This is a genomic window from Methylocapsa sp. S129, from assembly GCF_009765995.1.
In the GTDB taxonomy this organism is placed as follows: Bacteria; Pseudomonadota; Alphaproteobacteria; order Rhizobiales; family Beijerinckiaceae; genus Roseiarcus.
Genome location: NZ_LMUI01000026.1, coordinates 1 through 19,090 on the forward strand (window position 1 = coordinate 1; position 19,090 = coordinate 19,090).

Below are 19,090 nucleotides of genomic sequence, written 5' to 3' on the forward strand. Positions count from 1 at the left end.
AAGACCTATCCAAGTCTCTGAAATTAAGGACCATCAAGCGATCACAAACAGACCACTCGGAATAATCCGGCACTCGGAATTATGCCGGAGATCGTGCAGGCGCGGAATCTGTCGCCCGCCTGCCGCGCCCTGGACCCGGGCGATGCGCCGCAGCGCGTCGAATGCTGCCTGAACGGTGCTGCTGGCAAGCCGCGTACCGCTGCGGTTCACCAGAAGGAAGGAAGTCTCGCCCTGCGCAAGCCCGCCGCGCGGCCGCTGAGGCATATAGTTCGCCAGCACCGTTGCAAGCTGCGGCCCGATCGGAACCAGACGGCTCTTATAGAACTTCGTGGCGCGTATCGTCAGAACGTCTTCCGCCAGATCGACGTCCGCGAGTGTCAGTCCTGTCGCTTCGCTGAATCGCAATCCGGCTCCGTATAGCAGCAGAAGAAGAGTCCGGAATGTCACTGCGTCGAACTGAACTGCGCCGCGCCGGCTGCTCGCCACGGTCGCTGGGTCGAGGAGCCGCCGCAACTCGTCGTGCGAGTAGATATAAGGCGGCGTGCGGGGCGGCGATTTCGGTTCGCTGTCCGGCAGCGGCGAACGCATCGCATGGCCACGGCTGATCGCATGTCGCCAGAAGCCGGCGAGGGCGTAGTACTTGTTCTCACGCTGCCGGGTCAGTGGCCCCTGGCCCACCAGAAAGGCCAGAACCTGCTTCGTGCTGACCGCATCGCAAGCGGCATCTCCATCGGCATATCGAAGGAAGTGACGCAGGATGTCCGCCCCGGTCGTGAACTTGGCGCCATGGGCCCGTCGCCAGAGGATATATTGCTCGATCGAGTCGCGCAGCGTCATACCAACGACTCCAGATCGAGAGCAGCTACTTCGCGAAGGGCCGAGAGATTGACCTTGGCGTAAATCGTGGTGGAGGATGGGTCGCGGTGACCGAGAAAGTCCCCGATCACCTTCATTGGCATGCCCTGATCCAGAAGATGTTGGGCGGCAGCGTGCCGTAAGGCGTGCGTACCTCGTCGGCCGGAGACGATGCCGATGCCCGCCAGGCGATCACTGACCATCTTGCCCAAGGTCGTTCTGCCAAGCGGTCGGATCGGCGCATATGCTGTGAAGAAGAGGCTGCGCCCAAAGCCGGATGGCCGTGCCTCCCGTAGATAGCGCAGGATGGCATGTCCGACCTCATGTGACAGCGGCCAGAGATGGGTCCGACCGGGTTTCGGACAGCGGACACGGAGCATCCCGTTTTTCCAGTCCAAATCGTCCAGTCGCAGGCCGCCGACTTCCCCGGCCCGCAATCCATAGGCAATGAGCAGCATCAGGATCGCTCGGTCGCGCTTATCGACCGGGCGATCCTCCTGAACGGAAGCCAGCAGACGCAGAACATTCTCGCGCCTGAGTCCCTTTGGCATCGTCTCATCGGCCATGAACCGGGGCGCCATGATCCCCGCAGCTAGCCCCGTCCGGCACCAGCCGCGCGCTTCGGCAAACAGGAAGAACGCCCTCAGACGCTGAGCGTAGTCGTGTATCGTCCGGCGGTTCCAGGCTCCGCGCTTGTGCTCTGCCGCAATGACATCGTCGATGTCGGTCATCCGGACGGCGCTCAAGGGAACGCCCTTCCCAGCCAACCAGAAGAAGAAGCGGTCGGCGGCGCGGCAGTAATCTTGTATGGTCGCCGTGGAAAGGCCGCGCTCCCGGCGTAGCCACTTCTCAAAGATCGCGACCTCTGCGTGATGCGGATGATGCTCATGTTCGGGTTCTTCGAGCCACCCCAGGAATCGAAGCCATTGGACTCCGCGACTGACAAAGCATGTTCTCGCCTTGGGCGACGCCGACCAGTCGCACCTGCGTGCCTTCGGCTGCGACCAAATTGCGGCCACGGCCTCGATCTGCGAGTGGCGCACTGTGCCGCCTTCTTTCAGGTTCAGAAGGCGCACTAGGCTCAATTGATCATTGGCGTATTTCCGCAAGGTCGATCGTCTGGCGCCTGTCTCCCTGAGATGAACGAGATATCGTTCCCGCTGCTCGAGGAGTGGCGCTGCTCGATACCTCTCAGCGGTTCGGGGAAAGAAGATTTCTTCAAACATGCTTGTGCCTCCATGGTTGTGGAGGCCCAAGCTTCCGGACCGGGCGCGATGATGAAAGATATATTGAGCAAGCCGCTCAATTATCTGTAGAAAAGCACCAATCCTGCGGCGCGAGTTGGATGCGCAGTGTCGCCCGCAGCGCGCCGTGGCCGAATGCCCGCAGGTCCTCGTTGAAGTCGCCCATCCGCGGAGACAGGGCAAGCGCCTCAATGCCCGCTGCTTCGGCGCGTTCGGTCAATGCCGCGAGCGCCATGTCACCGGCGGCATCGGCGTCGCGCACGATGTAGAGCCGGCGCAGTGTGCTCGGGAACAGGAGGGCAGCGAGGTGGTTGGCGGAGAGTGCTGCCGCCATCGCCATGTCGGGCAGAACGCATCGGAGCGACAGGATCGTCTCGATGCCCTCACCGGCTGCCATCACGTCGCCCGGCACGCCGAAACGCACGGCATTGCCGAGAAGGTCGCCCATCGCTCGTCGCGGTGTGTCGATCGGCGCCTTGCCGAGCGTCGCCTCGGTGAAGCCGCGCGGGTCGAGCCAGGTGCGATGCGCGCCGGTCAAATGACCGGAGAGGTCGGTGACCGATGCGATCATCGCCGGCCAGGTCTCGGTCGAAGTATCGTCGTCGGGCCGATAGTAGCAGCGTGGGTGGAAACGCAGGGCTCCGGTTCCGTGCAAATGCGTGATGCCGCGACCACGGAGATACGTTTCTACGAGCGTGCGCTCGATCGGCTGGGATATAGCGAAGAGGCGCCGTGCGGCCTCCGGCGATCCCGTCGGCGCCGGTGCGCGGGGCGTCCGTGCTATCGGCGGACCGGGTTCGGCGCGCGGCAGACTCAGAAAGCGCCGGGCCTCGTCGGCGACATCGCGAAAGTCGATGAAACCGCAGCTTTCGCGGATCACATCGAGCAGATCGCCATATTCGGCCAAGGCGGCATCCGTCCAATGCCCGGCTGCGCCGGGACCGGATTCCGGTCCGATAAGCCGGACGAACATCGACCGGCCGGGCGTATTGCGAACGTCGCCCACCAGCCAATAACGGCCGCTGCGGCGACCCGCGGGCAGATAGTGACGGCACACGGCCTCGGCGGCGCGCGCGAGCCGGCGCGCCAGTTCGGAAGCGTCGCGCCGCATCACGCAACCTCCCGCGCGCCGATATTATGTTGCCTAGAAGCTGCCAATCGCCCGCAGGACAGCGTCAACGCGCAAATGCGCAACATAACTTTCCGCGCAACATATTCGCTCCATCTACCCGCGGCGCCTTTCCCGACTTCAGATCCTCTGAGGCGCACGAACATCGAGCGTCCGGGCGCATTCCTGACGTCGCCGACGATCCAATAGCGGCCTTGGCGTCGACCGCTTGAAAGATAATGGCGACATACCGCCTCAGCCCGTCGAGCGAGGCGATGCGCCAGCTCCGAGGCTTTCTCCATCGTCGTTGCCTCCGACACGAAAAGGGCCCGCCGTCGCCGGCGGGCCCAAGGGGCTGGCAGTTGCAGCTTGGCTACTCCGCCGCGACCGCGGGAGGGTCGATCGCGACCGGTTCATCCTCGGTCGAAGTCTCTGAAACCACCATGGCCGTTTCGTCGCCGGCGGCCGCCGTTTCCACGACGGAGGTTTTAGGCTCGGGCGCTACGTCGGGTTCGACAGTCGGCGACGACAGCGTCATCGCTCGACCGGGCGTGCGCAGCGGCTCCGGCAGCCATCCGGACCCCGCAAGCAACTCCTGCGCCTTCTCGGCCATCTCGCCCTTCTTGAGATGATCGATGAGTTGAGCCGCCCACTCGCCCTTCGCCTCCCGCACGGCGACGACAATCCGCGCCTTCGTCACCCGGCCGAGGTAGTTCTCGACGGTCGGCGTCCAGCCGCCGGCGACCATGTCGAGGTCGACGGTCTCGGCCAAGCGGTCCGCGTGCGCGAGCGCGCGCGGCCGGCGATTGTATGGTTCGAACATCGCATTCACCGAAAGCGAGACGCAATGCGCGAACAGCGCCTCCCTGCTGTCCATGTCGAACGCCGTCAGGGCGTCCCAGAGTTCCGTCGGCTCCTTCGGCAGGGAGGCGACCCAGGCCTGATGGCGATGATCGAGAGCCGTGGCCAGCGCCGTATCGTTCAGTCCAGGCGCCTGCGCGCCGAAGCCGACGCTCTTCACGTCGAGCTCAAGGCAGGTGTCGATCGCGTAGCGGTAGAACGTCTTGACGCAGAGCGCATGAAGGGCCGCGAGGAATGCAACGTCAGGCCGTTCCCCGAGGGCGTGGCGCAGTGCGAGAGTGCGATGCGCCGTCAGCTCGGTCATCAACCGGTCGGGCAGGGGCCGGAGACCCTCGTCCTCCTCTTGCTCCTGGATGTCCTGAGTCTCGGCTTGCGTCGCGTCGGCGTCTTCCGCGCTTGCCTCGACGGCCAACGGCACATCGCGCTCAGACTCTTCGGTTTGCTCAGCTTCGACCCGCGTCTCGTCATCGGGACGCACGTAGCCGCGTTCGACGCGCAGATTACCGGCGCCGTCGATGCTGACGAAAGCGCCGGCGCGTACGATCTCGTCCGGATCGAACCTGACGGGCCGTTCCTCGAAGGCGGCAAGCGCCGTCTCGATTTCGGCAAGACGTTGATCGACGTCCTCGGGAAGCTCTTCAACTTTCGCGTGAGCCCCCTCGAGCCGATCGTATTCGGCCTGGAGGGTTTCGCGAGCGGCTTCCTCCTCGGCCGTCAGCGGGATCGTCTCACCGCGAAGTTGGCGCAGGCCGTAGGTATGGCCATACGGGAAGTCAGGCGCGATCTCGATCCACTTCCATCCCTCGGCACGGATCGCATCCGCGTCGCGCTCTAGCTTCTCGGCGACGAGGCGACCGACGAGCGTCACGTCCTGCAGCCAGCCGCCATCATCGCCCTGGAACAGGTCGTGCAGGATGATGCCGCCGGCTTGCTCATAGGCATAGAGCCCGACGAACTGCGCGCGCTTGTCGGCCGCACGCACAGCGCCTTCTGTCAGCATTCGACGGATGACATGCGGCTCCCTGGCGTAGGACTGTGACAGTCGCTCGAACACGTGCTCCTGGCGAGCGTGGTCGCCGTTGACGGTGAAGGCCATGAGCTGGTCGAGCGAGATGCCATCTTCGGCATAGATGTCGAGCAGCCTCGGCGAGAGGGACGCGAGCCTCAGGCGTTGGCGCACCACGGCGACGGAGACGAAGAACGCCGCGGCGATCTCTTCTTCGGACTGACCCTTCTCGCGCAGTGTCAGGAACGCGCGAAACTGGTCGAGTGGATGCAGTGGGGCGCGTTGGATGTTTTCGGCGAGCGAGTCTTCCTCGGCGATGCCTCCCTCGCGCACGACGCACGGCACCGGCGCGGTCTTGGCGAGCCGCTTCTGCTTCACCAGCAATTCGAGAGCACGGAAGCGACGTCCACCTGCCGGAACCTCGAACATGCCGGTCTCGGCCCCATCCGCGTCGACCACCGCGCGGACGCTGAGGCTCTGCAGCATCGTGCGCTGGGCGATGTCTTCCGCCAAATCTTCGATTGAAACGCCGGCCTTGATCCTCCGGACGTTCGACTGGGACAGGATCAGCTTGTTGAAGGGAATGTCGCGCGAGGCGCTGAGCGTGATCTTCTGAATCGCCTTAGCCATGTCGTTTTCTCCGCGACGGGCGCCGAGAGCCTCTCTCTCAGCTTCTTACCCGTCACGAAGCGCAGCGCCGCCCTCTTCCTTTGAGGGCAGCGCCGCAAATCCGACGATCAGGAAAGACGGAAAAGCACGGAGCCGGAAATGCTCTGTTCCGCATCTCCGGTTTTCCGGGAGTCAGGCTGCCCGGTCGAGCAGCTTCTTCGCCCGCGCTTCCAGGTCGAGCCGCGCGTCCTGATGCGTCTTGTCGCGAGCGACGGCGGTGATGCCTTGTACGAAATCGAAGACGCTCTCGGGTTTGCGTCCTTCCTCGGCCAGAACCGTCTCGATAATCTTCGCGGTCTCCGTCTTGGAGAAGCCACGCTTGCGCAGGAACTCGGTCCGGTCGTCGTCGGTGCGGGCGACGATCTTCTCCCGAGCCGCCTTGATGCCGTTGACGAAGGGCATCGGCGAGGAGTTAGCGAAGCGGGCGAGCGCCGGCGCCGCCTCATGGGCGAAACGCGCCGCGGCGTATTTCGAGTGGCGGATGGTGATCTCCTCGAAATCCTCGACGCCCCAGAGATTGCGATTCTGGCATACGGCGCGAAGATAGAAGCTCGCCATGCCGAGCGTTTTGGCGCCGACCTCTGAATTCCAGCAGTAGAAGCCGCGGAAGTAGAGATCGGGCGAGCCGTCGGGGAGCCGGCCCGCCTCGATTGGATTGAGATCGTCGACCAGAAAGAGGAAGACGTCTCGATCCGACGCATAGAGCGTCGTCGTGTCCCGGGTGACATCGACGCGCGGGTTGTACACGCCGGTCGACCAGTCGAGCACGCCCGGCACCTTCCAGCGGGTGTCACCCGTGCCGTTGCCGGCGATGCGCTGCACGGCCGAGACCAGTTCGTGGTCGAAGATGCGGCCGTAGTCAGGGCCGGTCACGGCTCGCAGCGCGACGCGACCATCTTCGATCTCGAGCGTCTTCACCTGCTCGGCGCGATGGGACGTCAAGCCGTATTGCAGGTTGATGCCGGCCAGCGGCGCCGGAAGCTGGCGTAGGTAGGTCGCCGGCGCTCCCACCAGGCTGGCGAGCTGACCAAAGCTCCAATGGGTCGGGGCGATCGGGGCGTCGGAGCCGGGCAGTATCAGCGTCAGGCGCTCTGCATCGTCGCGGCTCGCCTCCACCCGGATCGCCGCGCTCTCGACGGTTCGGGTGCGGCTCCGCTCTGTCCGGCCACGGACGGCGGCGTAGAGGTCCGACAGGGACAGGTAGCGTTCGTCTGCCGGCCGCGAGAACCATTCCGACGATACGCGGCCGATCCGCTCGCCGCGGCTCACATCCACCTTGTAGCCGCCAGCGCGGTCGCGAGCGGCGTCCAGAATCTCCACATGGGTCATGGCTAGTCTCCATGACGGGCGCCGGAGGCCTCTCCTCCAGCCGTCAACCCGTCACGGCGAAGCCGGGCCGCCCTCTCACTCTAAAAGGGGGCGTTGCGGGGATCTCCCCGCAGAAGGGGGGGCGTCGGCGACCGCAGCGCCGACCAGGGGGAAGGCTTTCCCCTCCAGGCCTTCCAGATCGCGGTCCATTGACTTCCAATTAGCGAGCCATTGACTCCCAATCAGCCGGAGCCGATAGTTCCAATCTTCCGGATTCGGAGATGGCATGTTCGAGCGGTTTGTGGGGCGACGGGCGGAGGAAGCCCTTTCTGATACGCCAGTGGTCCTGATCGTAGGCCCGCGCCGCGCCGGCAAGACCACACTTGTCCGAAAAATGGGAGAAGCCGGGCGGACCTATATCACGCTCGACGATCAAACGGTCCTCGAGGCCGCCCAGTCCGATCCCGCCGGCTTCATTCGCGGCCTCGACCGGGCCATCATCGACGAAATCCAGCGCGCGCCTGACCTGCTGCTGGCCATCAAGAAGACGGTCGACGAGGACTATCGGCCGGGTCGCTTCCTTCTCACCGGCTCGGCAAACGTCCTGACCTTGCCGCGCGTCGCCGACAGCCTGGCCGGCCGGATGGAGACCATCCAGATGTTGCCGCTCGCAAGGGCCGAGGTCGAAGGCCGGACGCCGATTTTCCTGGAGCACCTCTTCGAAGGAAAGTTCCGGAGCCAGCGGGAGGCAATCCTTGGCGACGATCTTGTCCAACTTGTCCTGCTCGGCGGTTTCCCCGAAGCGATCAGTCGCGATAGCGAGCGCCGGCGGCAGGACTGGTCGAGATCCTATCTCACGTCGGTCCTCACGCGCGATCTGCGGGATATCGCTGACGTCGAGAAGCTGACGGAACTTCCGAAATTCGTAAGGCTGCTGGCCGAGCACTCCGGCCAGTTGGTCAACTATTCGCAGTTCGGCGCCGGCATCAACGTCAGCCACAAGACGGGGCAGCGTTATGTCGGGCTGCTTGAGCAGGTGTTCCTGATCGCAACGGTGCAACCATGGTTCACCAATGCCCTGAAGCGCATCGTCAAGACCCCGAAGCTACACTTCCTCGATTCCGGCCTACTGGCGACCGTGCGTGGGCTCTCCTTCGACAGGGTCAAGGCGGATCGCAGCACGTTCGGCGCGCTGCTCGAAAGCTTCGTGTTCGCGGAGATTCTGAAGCTGATGACGGCTTCGGACCTGCGGCTGACGCCTCACCATTTTCGGGATCGGGACGGGCGCGAGGTGGACATCGTGCTGGAACGCGATGACGGGATGATCGCAGGCATCGAGGTCAAGGCGAGCGCGACGGTCAAGGCCGGTGATTTCGGCGGCCTGCGGGCCTTGGCCGAGGCGTGCGGAGACCGCTTTGCCTTCGGCGTCGTCCTTTACGACAGCGCGGACGTCGTGCCGTTCGGCGACAGGCTGGCGGCAGCACCATTGTCGAGTCTTTGGAACGGAGCGCTGCGGACGAACAAGACGGACAAATCAAGATAGCCGCCGGGAAAGGGGGAAACGATGCTCAGTAGAGGGTCAGAATGGCGGAGGTGGGAACCGCACATCCACGCGCCAGGTACGGTCATGAACAATCAGTTCAGCGGCCCGAACGCTTGGGGCGACTATCTGACCGCGCTTGAGCAGGCGACGCCGGTCATCGAGGCCATCGCGGTCACGGACTACTACGTGACCGAAACTTACGAGGAGGTGCTGCGGCGCAAGGCGGCCGGCCGTCTGCCCAGCGCCAAGCTGGTCTTTCCCAGCGTGGAACTGCGGCTTGACGTTGCGACGGCGAAAGGGGGCTTTGTCAATCTCCACCTGTTCGTCAGCCCCGAGGACCCGCAGCATCTCGACGAGCTGCGGCGTCTGTTATCGCGCCTGCAGTTCAACGTCATGCAGGATCGTTTCGATTGCACGCGGGCCGATCTCATCCGGCTCGGCAAGAAGGCCGATCCCAACATAGCGGACGAGCGGGCCGCGCTGGCCTATGGCGCCAACCAGTTCAAGGTCAATTTCCAAAAGCTCCGCGAGGTGTTCTCCGAAAGCGGTTGGGCGAAGAAGAACATCCTGATTGCGGTGGCCGGCGGCGCGACGGACGGCACGTCGGGCGTGCGGGAGGCCGCCGATCAGACGATCCGACGCGAAATCGAAGGCTTCGCCCATGTGATCTTCGCCGGCAGCCCGGCGCAGCGTGAGTTCTGGTTGGGTCAGAAAGACCTCGGACCCGACGAAATACGCACCCGGTACGGCGGCCTGAAGCCCTGCCTGCACGGGAGCGACGCGCACAAGCTCGACGACGTGGCGTCGCCATTCGGAAGTCGCTTCTCGTGGATCAAAGGCGGGCTCGAATTCGACGCGCTCCGCCAAGCGTGCATCGATCCCGAGGGGCGCGCCTATGTCGGCGAGCAGCCGCCGGGGTCGGCGATGCCATCACAGGTCATCTCGCACGTCCGGATCGGCGATGCAGATTGGGCCACCACGCCCGACATCCCGCTCAATCATGGCCTGGTCGCCATCATCGGCGCACGCGGATCGGGGAAGACGGCCCTGGCCGACGTGATCGCCGCGGGCTGCGACGCGATTTCGCCGGGCGGCTGGAATGCCGATGAGAACATCAGCCCGTCGTTCTTAGCCCGGGCGCGCAAGTTGATCGGCGCCGCATCGACGACGCTAACCTGGGGCGGCGGCGCGACGGTCACGCGCGCCCTGGATGGCAGCGACGCCAACGGCCATATGACCTTTCCGCGCGCCCGGTATCTCTCCCAGCAATTCGTCGAGGAGCTTTGCTCGGCCAAGGGCGTCTCCGACGGCCTGGTTGACGAGATTGAGCGCGTGATCTTCGAGTCGCATTCCCAGGACGATCGTGAATGGGCGCTCGATTTCGCCGAGCTGCGCGACCAGCAGACTTCGCGGTTCCAGCAGGCGCGCGAGCGCGAGGCCGAGGCGATCGCCGACATCTCGGACCGCATCGCCACCGAGTTTGAGAAAGAAAGCCTTGTCGCTACGCTGGTCACCCAAGTCGGGCAGAAGAAGAAGCTGATCGGCGACTACACAGCCGATCGCGCCAAGCTCGTCGTCAAGGGCACCGAGGCGCAGGTCACCCGCCACACGCGGCTCAGCGAGGCGGCCCAGACACTCCGCAACAAGATCCAGTCCATCGGCAATCAGCGCCGCACCTTCGTCGCCCTGAAGGACGAGGTCCGCAGCGTGCGCGCCACCGGCGCGCCGGAGATGTTGCGCCAAGCTCGGGCTCGACACGGCGCCAGCGGCATGAGCGACCAGCAATGGGACGAGTTCTTGCTGATCTACAAGGGCGACGTCGACAAGAGCTTGACAGCCTACGTCGCATGGGCCGATGGCGAGGTCCGGAAGCTCAACGGCGTTCCGCCGCCGCCCGGCGACCCGAACGTCGCCCTGATTCCGGACACTGACGATCTTTCCGCGCTTCCGCTCGCGCCGATCGCCGCCGAAATGACGCGCCTTGAAGCGCTGTTTAGCGCCGATAAGGTCGTTCGCGATCAATACGCGGCGCTGACCGGCCGGATCGCGCAGGAGAACTCCGCGCTCCAGACCCTCGAAACCCGGCTCACGGATGCGCAAGGCGCGGCGGTCCGTCGGAAAGACCTTCAGACCGAGCGTGACGACACCTATGGCCGGGTGTTCGAGGCGATTATCAACGAACAGAACGCGCTGGCCGGGCTCTACGCCCCGCTGATGGCGCGGCTGGCGGCATCGTCGGGCACGCTGAAGAAGCTCAGCTTCGCGGTTCGCAGGATCGCCGACGTTCAAGCGTGGGGCTCGGTTGCGGAAGAGGAACTCCTTGATCGGCGCAAGGCCGGCCCATTTTACGGACGGGGCTCCCTAATCGCGGCCGCCACTGAAGCGCTCAAGCCGGCCTGGGAGACGGGCTCGGCGGTCGAGGTTCAGGCGGCCATGACCGCGTTCATGGCAAGATACCTCAGAGATCTGCTGTCTCACGCACCTTTTGCGCCCACGCAGCAGGCCGAATTCCGGGCCTGGTCGAAACGGTTCGCGCATTGGCTTTTCGGCACCGACCACATCACGGTCCGGTACGAGATTTCTTATGATGCGGTCGACATCCGCAAGCTGTCGCCCGGTACGCGGGGCATCGTGTTGTTGCTGCTCTATCTTGCGCTCGACGATTCGGACGATCGCCCGCTGATCATCGATCAGCCTGAAGAAAATCTCGATCCCAAGTCGGTGTTCGACGAGCTGGTGGCGCTGTTTGTCGCGGCCAAGGCGAAGCGTCAGGTGATCATGGTCACGCACAACGCCAACCTCGTCATCAATACCGATGCGGACCAGATCATCGTCGCATCAGCGGGTCCGCACCCTTCGGGAGGTCTGCCGCCGATCACTTATGTGTCGGGCGGTCTTGAGAGCGCTGAAATCCGCAAGGCGGTGTGTGACATCTTGGAGGGCGGTGAGGCCGCCTTCCGCGAGCGTGCGCGAAGACTGCGTGTGAGGCTGGAGCGATGACAATGCCGGCCGATGTACTGCTGATGACGCCCGTCCCCGTGGGGAGATTCGAATGAGGTTCATCGTCAGATTACGGTCCGGCGAATCGCCCACGACCAATCACTACCCGCATGCGGTGCTCGTCCAGGATAACTGGGACGACTACGGCTACAAGACGACGTTCCACGTCACGCTGCACGTGTCCGCCGACGAGACCTACGATCTTGGCAGCATCAAGATCATCCAGGCGGATCGGACTAGCGGCTACACGGATATGCCGCAGCGGCCTTTCGAGGAGTTGCCGCCCGGTCACGCGTCGCTGGGTTCTGACCTCGATTACTACGAAACTCTCTACAAGCTCGGCCGCCCGGTTTTTGAACCCTATTTCCGAGGCCTGCGCGATGTCGCCTTTGACGACGAGATCAAGGCCAGTGTCGAGGATAGTGAGGCTTATAGTGTTTCCTTGCTTCGCTTCGGCGGCGCGGAGCGGACGATCGGCGACGCGGCTCGGTTGCTGCGTGCCCCGACCTTGCCGACGAAACGTCGAAGCGCGGGGTTCAGGGTCAAATTCAAAACGCAGGTTGCGCGACGCTCGAACGCCTTCACGGTCGACTTCGATTTTCGGCGACGCGGCCGGCTGCCGAACCGTATCAACGCCCTAATCGGCTACAACGGCACGGGCAAGACCCGGCTGCTCTCTAACCTCGCGATCGTCGCGAGCGGATACGGCTACGGCAGCAAAGAAGATGTGCTGGAGAACGCGGCAGGTCGGTTCGTCGGCACCGCGCCGCCGTTCAAGACCGTGGTCGTGGTGTCCTACAGCGCCTTCGACACCTTTGTCATTCCAGGGCGCACCGAAGAGGAGAAGGAGAGGCTCCAAGAGCGCGGGGAAATCTTTGGGTACGTCTATTGTGGTCTTCGCGAGCGATCTGACGATGACGCGCCGAACGGCGAGCAGGCCTATCGGCTACGCACCCCGGCGGAGATCGAGGCGGAGTTCTTGTCGGCACTAACGCGCGTCCGCGAAGCCGACCGCCTAGAGAACCTGTTGGAGGTTTTGAAGCCGCTCCTGCGCGACCCATCGTTCCAGCGCATTGGATTAACCCAGCTCTACGCCAATCGCGACGATGACGAGCTCGGCGAGCTTTTTCGCGGACTGAGCAGTGGTCACAAGGTGGTGCTCAAAATCGTTACCGAGCTCACGGCGCACATCTCGGGGTCGGAGCCGACGCTGGTTCTCATCGACGAACCTGAAACCCACCTTCATCCACCGCTGCTGGCTGCGTTTCTCAAGAGTGTACCATGTCGATGCGGCGACCGAACGGCCGCGTTTTTCGTGTGGGAAAATCGAAAACAACGACGTGACTGCGCTTGCTTTTTTGCGATCCTTGACGCGATCGATGACGTCCCAATGGGACCACCCACCGACGCCACATCGTCCTCAAATCGCCACGGTCAGCGAATGTCGGTATCGGTGGTTGCGTGCCCCTGATTTGAACCTACGTGATTGATCGCAAGAGAAGCGGCGTGTGTGTCGGGCGATGTCGCGTGAAAATGATGTTCGCAGCTCCCATGGCGAGGCCGTCCAGCAGATACGGCATCCGTTGCTCGGTCCGCTCGTCTTCGAGCGGTCCGCCTTCGCGGTCATGGCCGGCCGGATCTCAGTATGGTGGGTTACAATCCGGTGGTGCCAGCGGATGCCGAACGGATCAAGTCATTGACTGCTTGGCTGGTCATGGGCGGGAGGGCGGTTCGCGCCGCCGCCCTCCCAAACGACTCAACCGATTTATGCCGCTTTGGCTTGCTCGGGCGCCGCATTTTGTATGGCCCGCAGATAGAGGTCGAGCAGAGACTCCTGTTCGTCGCGCTCGTCCTGATCCTGTTTGCGCAAGCGAAGGATTTCCTTCAGCACTTTTACGTCGAAGCCCTCTCCTTTGGCCTCGGAAAAGACTTCCTTCTTGCCCTCATTCAGCGCCTTAAGTTCTTCGTCGATGTGCTCGATGCGCTCGATGAAAGACAGAATACGATTACCAGGAATTCCAACCGTGTCGGTCATGCCGTGCCTCTCTGTGACGGGAGCAAAGGCTATGGCGGCGAAGGTTGCCGAGAGGTTAACGCGTTCGTTCTAATCCCCAGCGATTTTACTCTGCCGCGCTTCAGCGGTCTGGCGTCGAGGCTTGAGCTGGGGCGGAACAGGCAAACTTGATTCACAACCTGTTGCGCAGGGAAGATGCCCATATCGACGATATGTGCATTATTCGACTGACCGGGCGACGGCACACTCGGGGGCCTTGCTCGCTTCTTTCAAGACGTATCGCTGGTGGGCAAGCCACCGCCCGGAACCGCCTGGCCAGATGGAAAGCCAACCGTTCGGAGAGGGTGGGGCCTGTCCCTTAGTGCCTTCTTCGCCGAAGAAGATAATTTTCTTCGCGCTCGCGATCCCAGCGGGATCGGGCGCTGAAAACACCGTTCTAAACACCGTTCTAAAAATAATTCTAGAACGGCGGTGGCGATAGAAGTTATTGAAAAGACTGGCGCGCCCGAAGAGATTCGAACTCCTGACCCCCAGATTCGTAGTCCGATGCTTCGGTCGGTAAGTGGAGATGGTGAGTCACTATGTCGCAGAACCACGCTGGAGGTGCACTCCGAGCTCGGAAATCTTAGTCGTCGAAGCCGGCGGGCACCACGCTCAACCATCCCTTTAGCGCGCTGCGCTATCTTCTTCTACGACTTGCCTGATGGCGCCCTTCCAGGTGTTGTTGGTGATCTGCACCATGCCCATCGCCAGACGAGCGGATCAACTTTCGGGCAGCCCATGTCCCCACGTTCTGCCATAATTCCAGCGGGTTCTTGGCCGCGCCGTATGCCAGCTGAAATTGCAGCGGGATATTGCGGGGAGCTGACGGTCGAGGCATTCTTGAAACGCGTCGGCAGCGAGTATCCTCAACCACGGATCAAGGAAGGGAGGCGCCAGCTGTGGTTGAGAGACGATCTGGACCGAGCCATCGTTCCGTATCTGGCGGCGGGCGACCTCGCCGAGGATTTATGATGCTTGAACGGGCGCGCCCGCGGTTCGTCGAGGTGCGCCGGCTCGCGGACGGTGCAGTTGCGTTCTACTTCCGCGTCCCGAGCTATTATCGCGCGCTTGGCTGCGAAATCGCAAATGAGCCACTGGGCACGAGCTATGAAGCCGCCTGCGGCGAGAACGGCAAAGGCGGGCGGGCCGCTACGCTTAATGCTTTGTTCGATGAATGGAACGACCATCGGACGGGCGAGCCGATCGCGCAGTCAAAAATTGCGCGCTACGGCAGCATCGATTGGCTCTTCCGGCAGTACAAGACCGAGAAAGCCTATACTGAGAAAGTCTCACCGCGCTCACGCCCCGACTACGAACGGATCATGCAGTTGATCTGTGATACTGTCGGCAAGAGCGGGCGGAGGATCGGCGAGCGGCAGATCATTGAGGTTACGCCGCGGGCCGCTGACAAGATTTACGAGAAGATAATCAACGGGCCTGATGGGCTCAGGCTGCGACAAGGCGAGAAGGTGGTCGGCCTCTGCCGCAAAGTCTGGCGCATCATGCGTCGGCTGCACCCGGAGCTGTTCGACAAAAAGCACCCCAACCCATGGGATGATTTCACACTCAAGAGCCGCACTAAGAGCAAGAAGCATGCGGTCACTCGCGACGAGGTCTACAAGTTCGCATGGGGCTGCATCGAACTTGGGAGGCCTGAGCCGGCAGCGGTCGCGGTGATCTGCTTTGAGTGGCTGCAGCGGCCTGAGAACGTGGTGGCCGGGCTTTTGACCTGGCCGGACTATCGCAGCAAGAACTGGCCGCACGCGGTGCGCATCGAGCATCACAAGAACAAAGCTCTGGTTTGGCATCCCCTTGAGGAGGCCGTCGCTGGTGAGTCCGTCAAGTTCTATGCCGAAGCCGAGGACGTCCTGAGCCATCTGCCCAAGCTCGGCATTCCGATGATCATGCGTCGGATTGAAAAGGGTGAATACAAGGGCGACGCCAAACTTTGGTCTTATCCCGGCATGGAAAAGGCGGTGCAGCAGCTGCGGAAGAAGATCGACGGCGTGTCTCAGCTGTTCACACTCGACGCCTGCCGGCACGGCGGCATGACTGAGCTGGAGGAAGCCGAGCTTACCGACGGCCAGGGGCGGGCGCTCTCCGGGCACAAGACGTCGCAAGCCTATCGCGGCTACGCGAAGGAAACGATGAAGCGGGCCCTCGCGGCGACCCGCAAGCGGCATGCGCATCTCTTGGCGCAGAAGCATTTTGAAGAACAGAGGGTCGATGAAACTCATCCGCCCGAGACCACGCGAAAACTAGCGGTCCCTCAATGAGCGGGTCAACATCCGGCCGCTTCAGTGCGTCCAAGCAGCGCTGGGCACGAGCGGGCCGGGTTTCCCCCAGCAGGGGGACGAAAACGAAACCAGCACAGAGTTTCCAAATGGCGGGCGAAATCGAATTTCCAAATGCGTGCAAAAATCGCGGCGAGAACAAAACGGTTTCGCTAGAAAATTCAACCTATTAGGTCTTGGCTGGGGCGGGAGGATTCGAACCTCCGTATGGCGGAATCAAAATCCGCTGCCTTACCGCTTGGCGACGCCCCAAAAGCCCCGAAGGCCAAATGCGAGCCTGAGAAGCGGCGCGACCATAGTGCGGGGCCCCGCCTATCGCAATATGCCGCGCGCAAATGTCAGCTCTTTCCCAAAGCAGATGTTCAAACGGCGGGATAAGCTTAAACCGCTTCGTTTGGTCGGCGCGCCGGGGAGGGGCGGCGGCGGTTATTTTGCCTTGCTCGCGCCGCAAGAGCGGCGCATTCTTAGGCCGCGCCGCGGTCCATGGAGGCCGCGGGATTAAAGGGAGGCGGACATGAGCGTTGCTCAAATTCTCGCGGCCAAAGGCGGCGATGTCATCACGACCCAACCGCATCGCACATTGATGGAAGCCGTTGAATTGCTGGCGAGCAAGGGGATCGGCGCCGTCGTTGTCGCCGACGCCGGCAAGAACGTTCTTGGCATTCTTTCCGAACGCGACATCATGCGCGCCATCGGCGCCAGGGGGGCGAGCGCCCTCACCGAGGCGGTGTCCCGGCATATGACCGCCAAAGTCTTCACGGTGACAGAAGACACCGCCATCGACAGCGTGATGGAGACGATGACGAACGGGCGCTTTCGCCATGTGCCCGTCGTCTCCAACGGCAAGCTGATCGGGCTCGTCTCGATCGGCGACGTGGTGAAGCATCACGTCAATGAGATCGAGACGGAGCACCGCGCGTTGCGCGACTATATTGCGACGGCGTGACCCGCGACCCCGAAGACCTGAATTCCCGGCCTTCGGGCATGACGGCTGTCGCGCTTAGCTGAAGCGGAACAGGTTTTTGAACATGTTTCCAAGGAAATTGGGCTCGGCGCCGCCTGTCGGCGTCGTGCGCGAGACGAAATCAAAGACCTGACCGTCCTTCATGCCGTAATTGGCGATTCGCTCGACCTTGCCGCTCTTGTCAAAATAAAGCGCGATGACGTTCTGGTCGGTCATGGTCGCGGGCATGAAGGCCAAAGGCCGCTGCATCTTCTGGGCTATGTAATACCAGGCGTCGCCGCCGACGGTCGAGGTGGTCGAGGGCGTGCCCATCAGGGCGAGCGCCTGCGGCTTGGTCGTCGCGCCGATCTTGACCTGGTCCATCGTGCGCTGGTCGGAGACATAGCCGCGATCGAAATCGCCGTCATAGCCGATGCAGCCGCTCAGGCTGGCGCCCGCAAGGAGGCAGACGACCCCGAGCGCGCCGATACGCGCCTTATGCAATGCCCGGAATCCCTGCCGCATATCCACTCTCCGCTTCACGGGCGCTTTTTTGCTTGCCAGAACGGCCCATGATGCCTAACCCAAGGCGCTCCTGAAAAGCAAGGCGGCGACATGATCCTCGCGCAATGGCGCGCCCGACGCGCCAACCGCACTCTGATCGATCAACTTCACGGCAAGATCGTGGCCGCGTCCCGGCGTCCCCCCCTTTATCTCGATTTTGGCGTGCCTGACACCTTTGACGGGCGCTTCGAAATGGTGACGCTTTACGCCGGTCTCGTCATGCGCCGGCTGACGAAGCTTTCGGGGATCGGGCCGGAATTGGCGCAAGAGATCGCCGACAGCGTCTTTCGTCATTTCGATGTCGCGTTGCGCGAGATCGGCGTCGGCGACGTCACCGTGCCCAAGCGTCTCAAACGCATGGCCGAAGCCTTCTATGGGCGCAACAAGGCCTATGGCGAGGGTCTCGAGGCCCTCGGTTCCGATCGTTTGGCCAGCGCTTTGGCGCGCAATGTCTATGGCATAACGGACGTCGCCGAGGCGCCGATGGCGCCGCGCCTCGCCCAATTCGTGCGGGCGACCGCCGAGGCGCTGGACCGGACGCCGCTGGAGACTTTCGCCGGCGGCGACGTCGCATTCCCCGAATTCCACGCGCCGGCCCGGAGCGAGGCGGACCATGGCTGAGAACGCGCCATTCACCAGGCTCGTCCGCGTCGAATCCGTCCCGGAGGGCGGCGTCGCGCATAGCGTCGAGGCGAGCGAAGCGGAACGGCAGGCGCTGGCCGAGCTTAATGGCCTGGCCGCGATCGGCCGCCTCGTCGGCAAGTTCTCCCTCAGCCGCGCCGGACGCGGAATCATCCGAGTGCGCGGCGACGTGCATGCCGAGGTCACGCAGACCTGCGTCGTTTCGCTGGAGCCGTTCGACGTGGCGCTGGACGAAGAGATCGACGTGCGCTTTGCCGCCGCCATTGGCGAGAGCGTGAGCCGGCGCGGGCCGCCGATCACGGCGGCCGAGGCCAGCGCCTTCGCCATCGGCGACGAGGATCAGCCCGATCCGATCGTCGACGGCAAGATCGATCTCGGCGCTTTGGCGGCCGAATTCATGGTCCTCGGCCTCGATCCCTATCCGCGCAAGCCGGGGGTGGGCTTTACCCCGCCGGCGGAGCCGGAAGGCTCGAGCGGGGAAGCTTAGGGGCCGCGCAGGACGGCGCCCCTTGTGGGGGAGGGTTAGGGAGGGGGGTCGCGCAGACCGAACGAATAAATGGTTTTTACCTCAATAAGATAGGGTGGTGCGACCCCCCTCCCTAACCCTCCCCCACAAGGGGGGAGGGAATGTTGGTGCGCAGCCCACGAGGCGCTCGGCCGACCGCGCCCGCGCGATTTGCAAAAGCCTTGCAGAAGCGGGAGACGCGCGGGGCACGCCCTGGCGGCCGAAAATATTCCTTTGTTTTCAATGAGGGGCCTGGCGGGCCGCCAAATCTCTGCAAGCTTTTTTCAGGCACGAGTCAATGAAATCAATGGCTTGCAAGAGAAAAATCGAAAAAAAGTAACTCCCAAGGTGGGTGGTCTGGAATTTCTTGGCACTGATATCATTAGGTTTTTCGAAGCCGATGTCGGGCGGAATCGTTAAAATTGGGTGAAAAGCCGACGAATCGTTCGTCTCGGCGGCGGCCGTTTTGAGAGAAAGTCGTTTTCCTTCAAT

Annotated in this window: 16 protein-coding genes, 1 tRNA gene and 1 pseudogene; 8 read left to right on the forward strand and 10 right to left on the reverse strand. The window is 63.0% G+C overall.

Annotation, left to right across the window (positions count from 1 at the left end):
- Positions 1 to 33: 33 nt before the first annotated feature.
- The 6 genes and pseudogenes from GSQ90_RS16240 to GSQ90_RS16265 form a co-directional block, all read right to left on the reverse strand.
- Positions 34 to 837 carry a tyrosine-type recombinase/integrase gene (locus tag GSQ90_RS16240; protein WP_158815906.1) on the reverse strand — a complete coding sequence of 268 codons (804 nt, stop codon included), beginning with the start codon at positions 835 to 837 and terminating at the stop codon, positions 34 to 36.
- Positions 834 to 2,081 carry a tyrosine-type recombinase/integrase gene (locus tag GSQ90_RS16245; RefSeq protein ID WP_158815907.1) on the reverse strand — a complete coding sequence of 416 codons (1,248 nt, stop codon included), beginning with the start codon at positions 2,079 to 2,081 and terminating at the stop codon, positions 834 to 836. The genes GSQ90_RS16240 and GSQ90_RS16245 overlap by 4 nt, the downstream gene beginning before the upstream one ends.
- A gap of 76 nt (positions 2,082 to 2,157) precedes the next feature.
- Positions 2,158 to 3,210, reverse strand: a complete 1,053-nt coding sequence (locus GSQ90_RS16250) for a toprim domain-containing protein (RefSeq protein WP_174247495.1) — start codon at positions 3,208 to 3,210, stop codon at positions 2,158 to 2,160.
- 146 nt (positions 3,211 to 3,356) lie between these two features.
- A pseudogene (locus GSQ90_RS32425) lies at positions 3,357 to 3,509 on the reverse strand (DNA primase); the annotation flags it as partial.
- Between the two features lie 71 nt (positions 3,510 to 3,580).
- Positions 3,581 to 5,704, reverse strand: a complete 2,124-nt coding sequence (locus GSQ90_RS16260) for a ParB/RepB/Spo0J family partition protein (protein ID WP_158815910.1) — start codon at positions 5,702 to 5,704, stop codon at positions 3,581 to 3,583.
- Positions 5,705 to 5,875: 171 nt separating this feature from the next.
- Complete coding sequence (locus tag GSQ90_RS16265) at positions 5,876 to 7,072, reverse strand: DUF932 domain-containing protein (protein WP_158815911.1); 1,197 nt, start codon at positions 7,070 to 7,072, stop codon at positions 5,876 to 5,878.
- Between the two features lie 265 nt (positions 7,073 to 7,337).
- Between GSQ90_RS16265 and GSQ90_RS16270 the strand changes: the two genes are divergently transcribed.
- The 3 genes from GSQ90_RS16270 to GSQ90_RS16280 are packed head-to-tail and all read left to right on the forward strand — an operon-like array spanning position 7,338 to position 13,065.
- Positions 7,338 to 8,594 (forward strand): ATP-binding protein, encoded by a 1,257-nt coding sequence (locus GSQ90_RS16270; RefSeq protein ID WP_158815912.1) that lies wholly within the window; start codon positions 7,338 to 7,340, stop codon positions 8,592 to 8,594.
- 21 nt (positions 8,595 to 8,615) lie between these two features.
- Positions 8,616 to 11,594, forward strand: a complete 2,979-nt coding sequence (locus tag GSQ90_RS16275) for a TrlF family AAA-like ATPase (protein WP_158815913.1) — start codon at positions 8,616 to 8,618, stop codon at positions 11,592 to 11,594.
- Positions 11,595 to 11,646: 52 nt separating this feature from the next.
- Positions 11,647 to 13,065 (forward strand): AAA family ATPase, encoded by a 1,419-nt coding sequence (locus GSQ90_RS16280; protein ID WP_158815914.1) that lies wholly within the window; start codon positions 11,647 to 11,649, stop codon positions 13,063 to 13,065.
- Between the two features lie 294 nt (positions 13,066 to 13,359).
- Here GSQ90_RS16280 and GSQ90_RS16285 read toward each other — a convergent pair whose 3' ends face one another.
- Complete coding sequence (locus tag GSQ90_RS16285; protein WP_158815915.1) at positions 13,360 to 13,629, reverse strand: DUF2312 domain-containing protein; 270 nt, start codon at positions 13,627 to 13,629, stop codon at positions 13,360 to 13,362.
- A gap of 807 nt (positions 13,630 to 14,436) precedes the next feature.
- Between GSQ90_RS16285 and GSQ90_RS16290 the strand changes: the two genes are divergently transcribed.
- Both GSQ90_RS16290 and GSQ90_RS16295 read left to right on the forward strand, forming a co-directional pair.
- A complete protein-coding gene (locus tag GSQ90_RS16290; RefSeq protein WP_158815916.1) occupies positions 14,437 to 14,622 on the forward strand; it encodes a hypothetical protein in 186 nt (61 codons plus the stop codon).
- Positions 14,619 to 15,926, forward strand: coding sequence for a hypothetical protein (locus tag GSQ90_RS16295; RefSeq protein ID WP_158815917.1), 1,308 nt, complete (start codon positions 14,619 to 14,621; stop codon positions 15,924 to 15,926). The genes GSQ90_RS16290 and GSQ90_RS16295 overlap by 4 nt, the downstream gene beginning before the upstream one ends.
- A gap of 195 nt (positions 15,927 to 16,121) precedes the next feature.
- Here the strand turns inward: GSQ90_RS16295 and GSQ90_RS16300 are convergent.
- Positions 16,122 to 16,196, reverse strand: a tRNA-Gln gene (locus GSQ90_RS16300).
- 262 nt (positions 16,197 to 16,458) lie between these two features.
- Here GSQ90_RS16300 and GSQ90_RS16305 point away from each other — a divergent pair.
- Positions 16,459 to 16,890 carry a CBS domain-containing protein gene (locus GSQ90_RS16305; RefSeq protein WP_158815918.1) on the forward strand — a complete coding sequence of 144 codons (432 nt, stop codon included), beginning with the start codon at positions 16,459 to 16,461 and terminating at the stop codon, positions 16,888 to 16,890.
- A 54-nt stretch (positions 16,891 to 16,944) separates the two neighbouring features.
- Here the strand turns inward: GSQ90_RS16305 and GSQ90_RS16310 are convergent, their stop codons facing one another.
- Entirely contained in the window at positions 16,945 to 17,412 is a 468-nt protein-coding gene (locus tag GSQ90_RS16310; protein WP_158815919.1) for an outer membrane protein assembly factor BamE, read from the reverse strand.
- A 90-nt stretch (positions 17,413 to 17,502) separates the two neighbouring features.
- Between GSQ90_RS16310 and GSQ90_RS16315 the strand changes: the two genes are divergently transcribed.
- Both GSQ90_RS16315 and GSQ90_RS16320 read left to right on the forward strand, forming a co-directional pair.
- A complete protein-coding gene (locus tag GSQ90_RS16315; RefSeq protein ID WP_158815920.1) occupies positions 17,503 to 18,072 on the forward strand; it encodes a ubiquinol-cytochrome C chaperone family protein in 570 nt (189 codons plus the stop codon).
- Positions 18,065 to 18,580, forward strand: a complete 516-nt coding sequence (locus GSQ90_RS16320; protein ID WP_158815921.1) for a DUF177 domain-containing protein — start codon at positions 18,065 to 18,067, stop codon at positions 18,578 to 18,580. Before GSQ90_RS16315 ends, GSQ90_RS16320 begins: the two co-directional genes overlap by 8 nt.
- Positions 18,581 to 18,838: 258 nt before the next feature.
- On the opposite strand, the gene GSQ90_RS16325 is transcribed toward GSQ90_RS16320, so the two are convergent.
- Positions 18,839 to 19,090: hypothetical protein (locus GSQ90_RS16325; RefSeq protein ID WP_158815922.1), on the reverse strand; the 252-nt coding region annotated here is incomplete at its 5' end.

Coding starts and splice junctions, on each gene's coding strand:
- GSQ90_RS16240 (WP_158815906.1), bottom strand. CDS start 837: ATGACGCTGCGCGACTCGATCGAGCAATATATCCTCTGGCGACGGGCC.
- GSQ90_RS16245 (WP_158815907.1), bottom strand. CDS start 2,081: ATGTTTGAAGAAATCTTCTTTCCCCGAACCGCTGAGAGGTATCGAGCA.
- GSQ90_RS16250 (WP_174247495.1), bottom strand. CDS start 3,210: ATGCGGCGCGACGCTTCCGAACTGGCGCGCCGGCTCGCGCGCGCCGCC.
- GSQ90_RS16260 (WP_158815910.1), bottom strand. CDS start 5,704: ATGGCTAAGGCGATTCAGAAGATCACGCTCAGCGCCTCGCGCGACATT.
- GSQ90_RS16265 (WP_158815911.1), bottom strand. CDS start 7,072: ATGACCCATGTGGAGATTCTGGACGCCGCTCGCGACCGCGCTGGCGGC.
- GSQ90_RS16270 (WP_158815912.1), top strand. CDS start 7,338: ATGTTCGAGCGGTTTGTGGGGCGACGGGCGGAGGAAGCCCTTTCTGAT.
- GSQ90_RS16275 (WP_158815913.1), top strand. CDS start 8,616: ATGCTCAGTAGAGGGTCAGAATGGCGGAGGTGGGAACCGCACATCCAC.
- GSQ90_RS16280 (WP_158815914.1), top strand. CDS start 11,647: ATGAGGTTCATCGTCAGATTACGGTCCGGCGAATCGCCCACGACCAAT.
- GSQ90_RS16285 (WP_158815915.1), bottom strand. CDS start 13,629: ATGACCGACACGGTTGGAATTCCTGGTAATCGTATTCTGTCTTTCATC.
- GSQ90_RS16290 (WP_158815916.1), top strand. CDS start 14,437: ATGCCAGCTGAAATTGCAGCGGGATATTGCGGGGAGCTGACGGTCGAG.
- GSQ90_RS16295 (WP_158815917.1), top strand. CDS start 14,619: ATGATGCTTGAACGGGCGCGCCCGCGGTTCGTCGAGGTGCGCCGGCTC.
- GSQ90_RS16305 (WP_158815918.1), top strand. CDS start 16,459: ATGAGCGTTGCTCAAATTCTCGCGGCCAAAGGCGGCGATGTCATCACG.
- GSQ90_RS16310 (WP_158815919.1), bottom strand. CDS start 17,412: ATGCGGCAGGGATTCCGGGCATTGCATAAGGCGCGTATCGGCGCGCTC.
- GSQ90_RS16315 (WP_158815920.1), top strand. CDS start 17,503: ATGATCCTCGCGCAATGGCGCGCCCGACGCGCCAACCGCACTCTGATC.
- GSQ90_RS16320 (WP_158815921.1), top strand. CDS start 18,065: ATGGCTGAGAACGCGCCATTCACCAGGCTCGTCCGCGTCGAATCCGTC.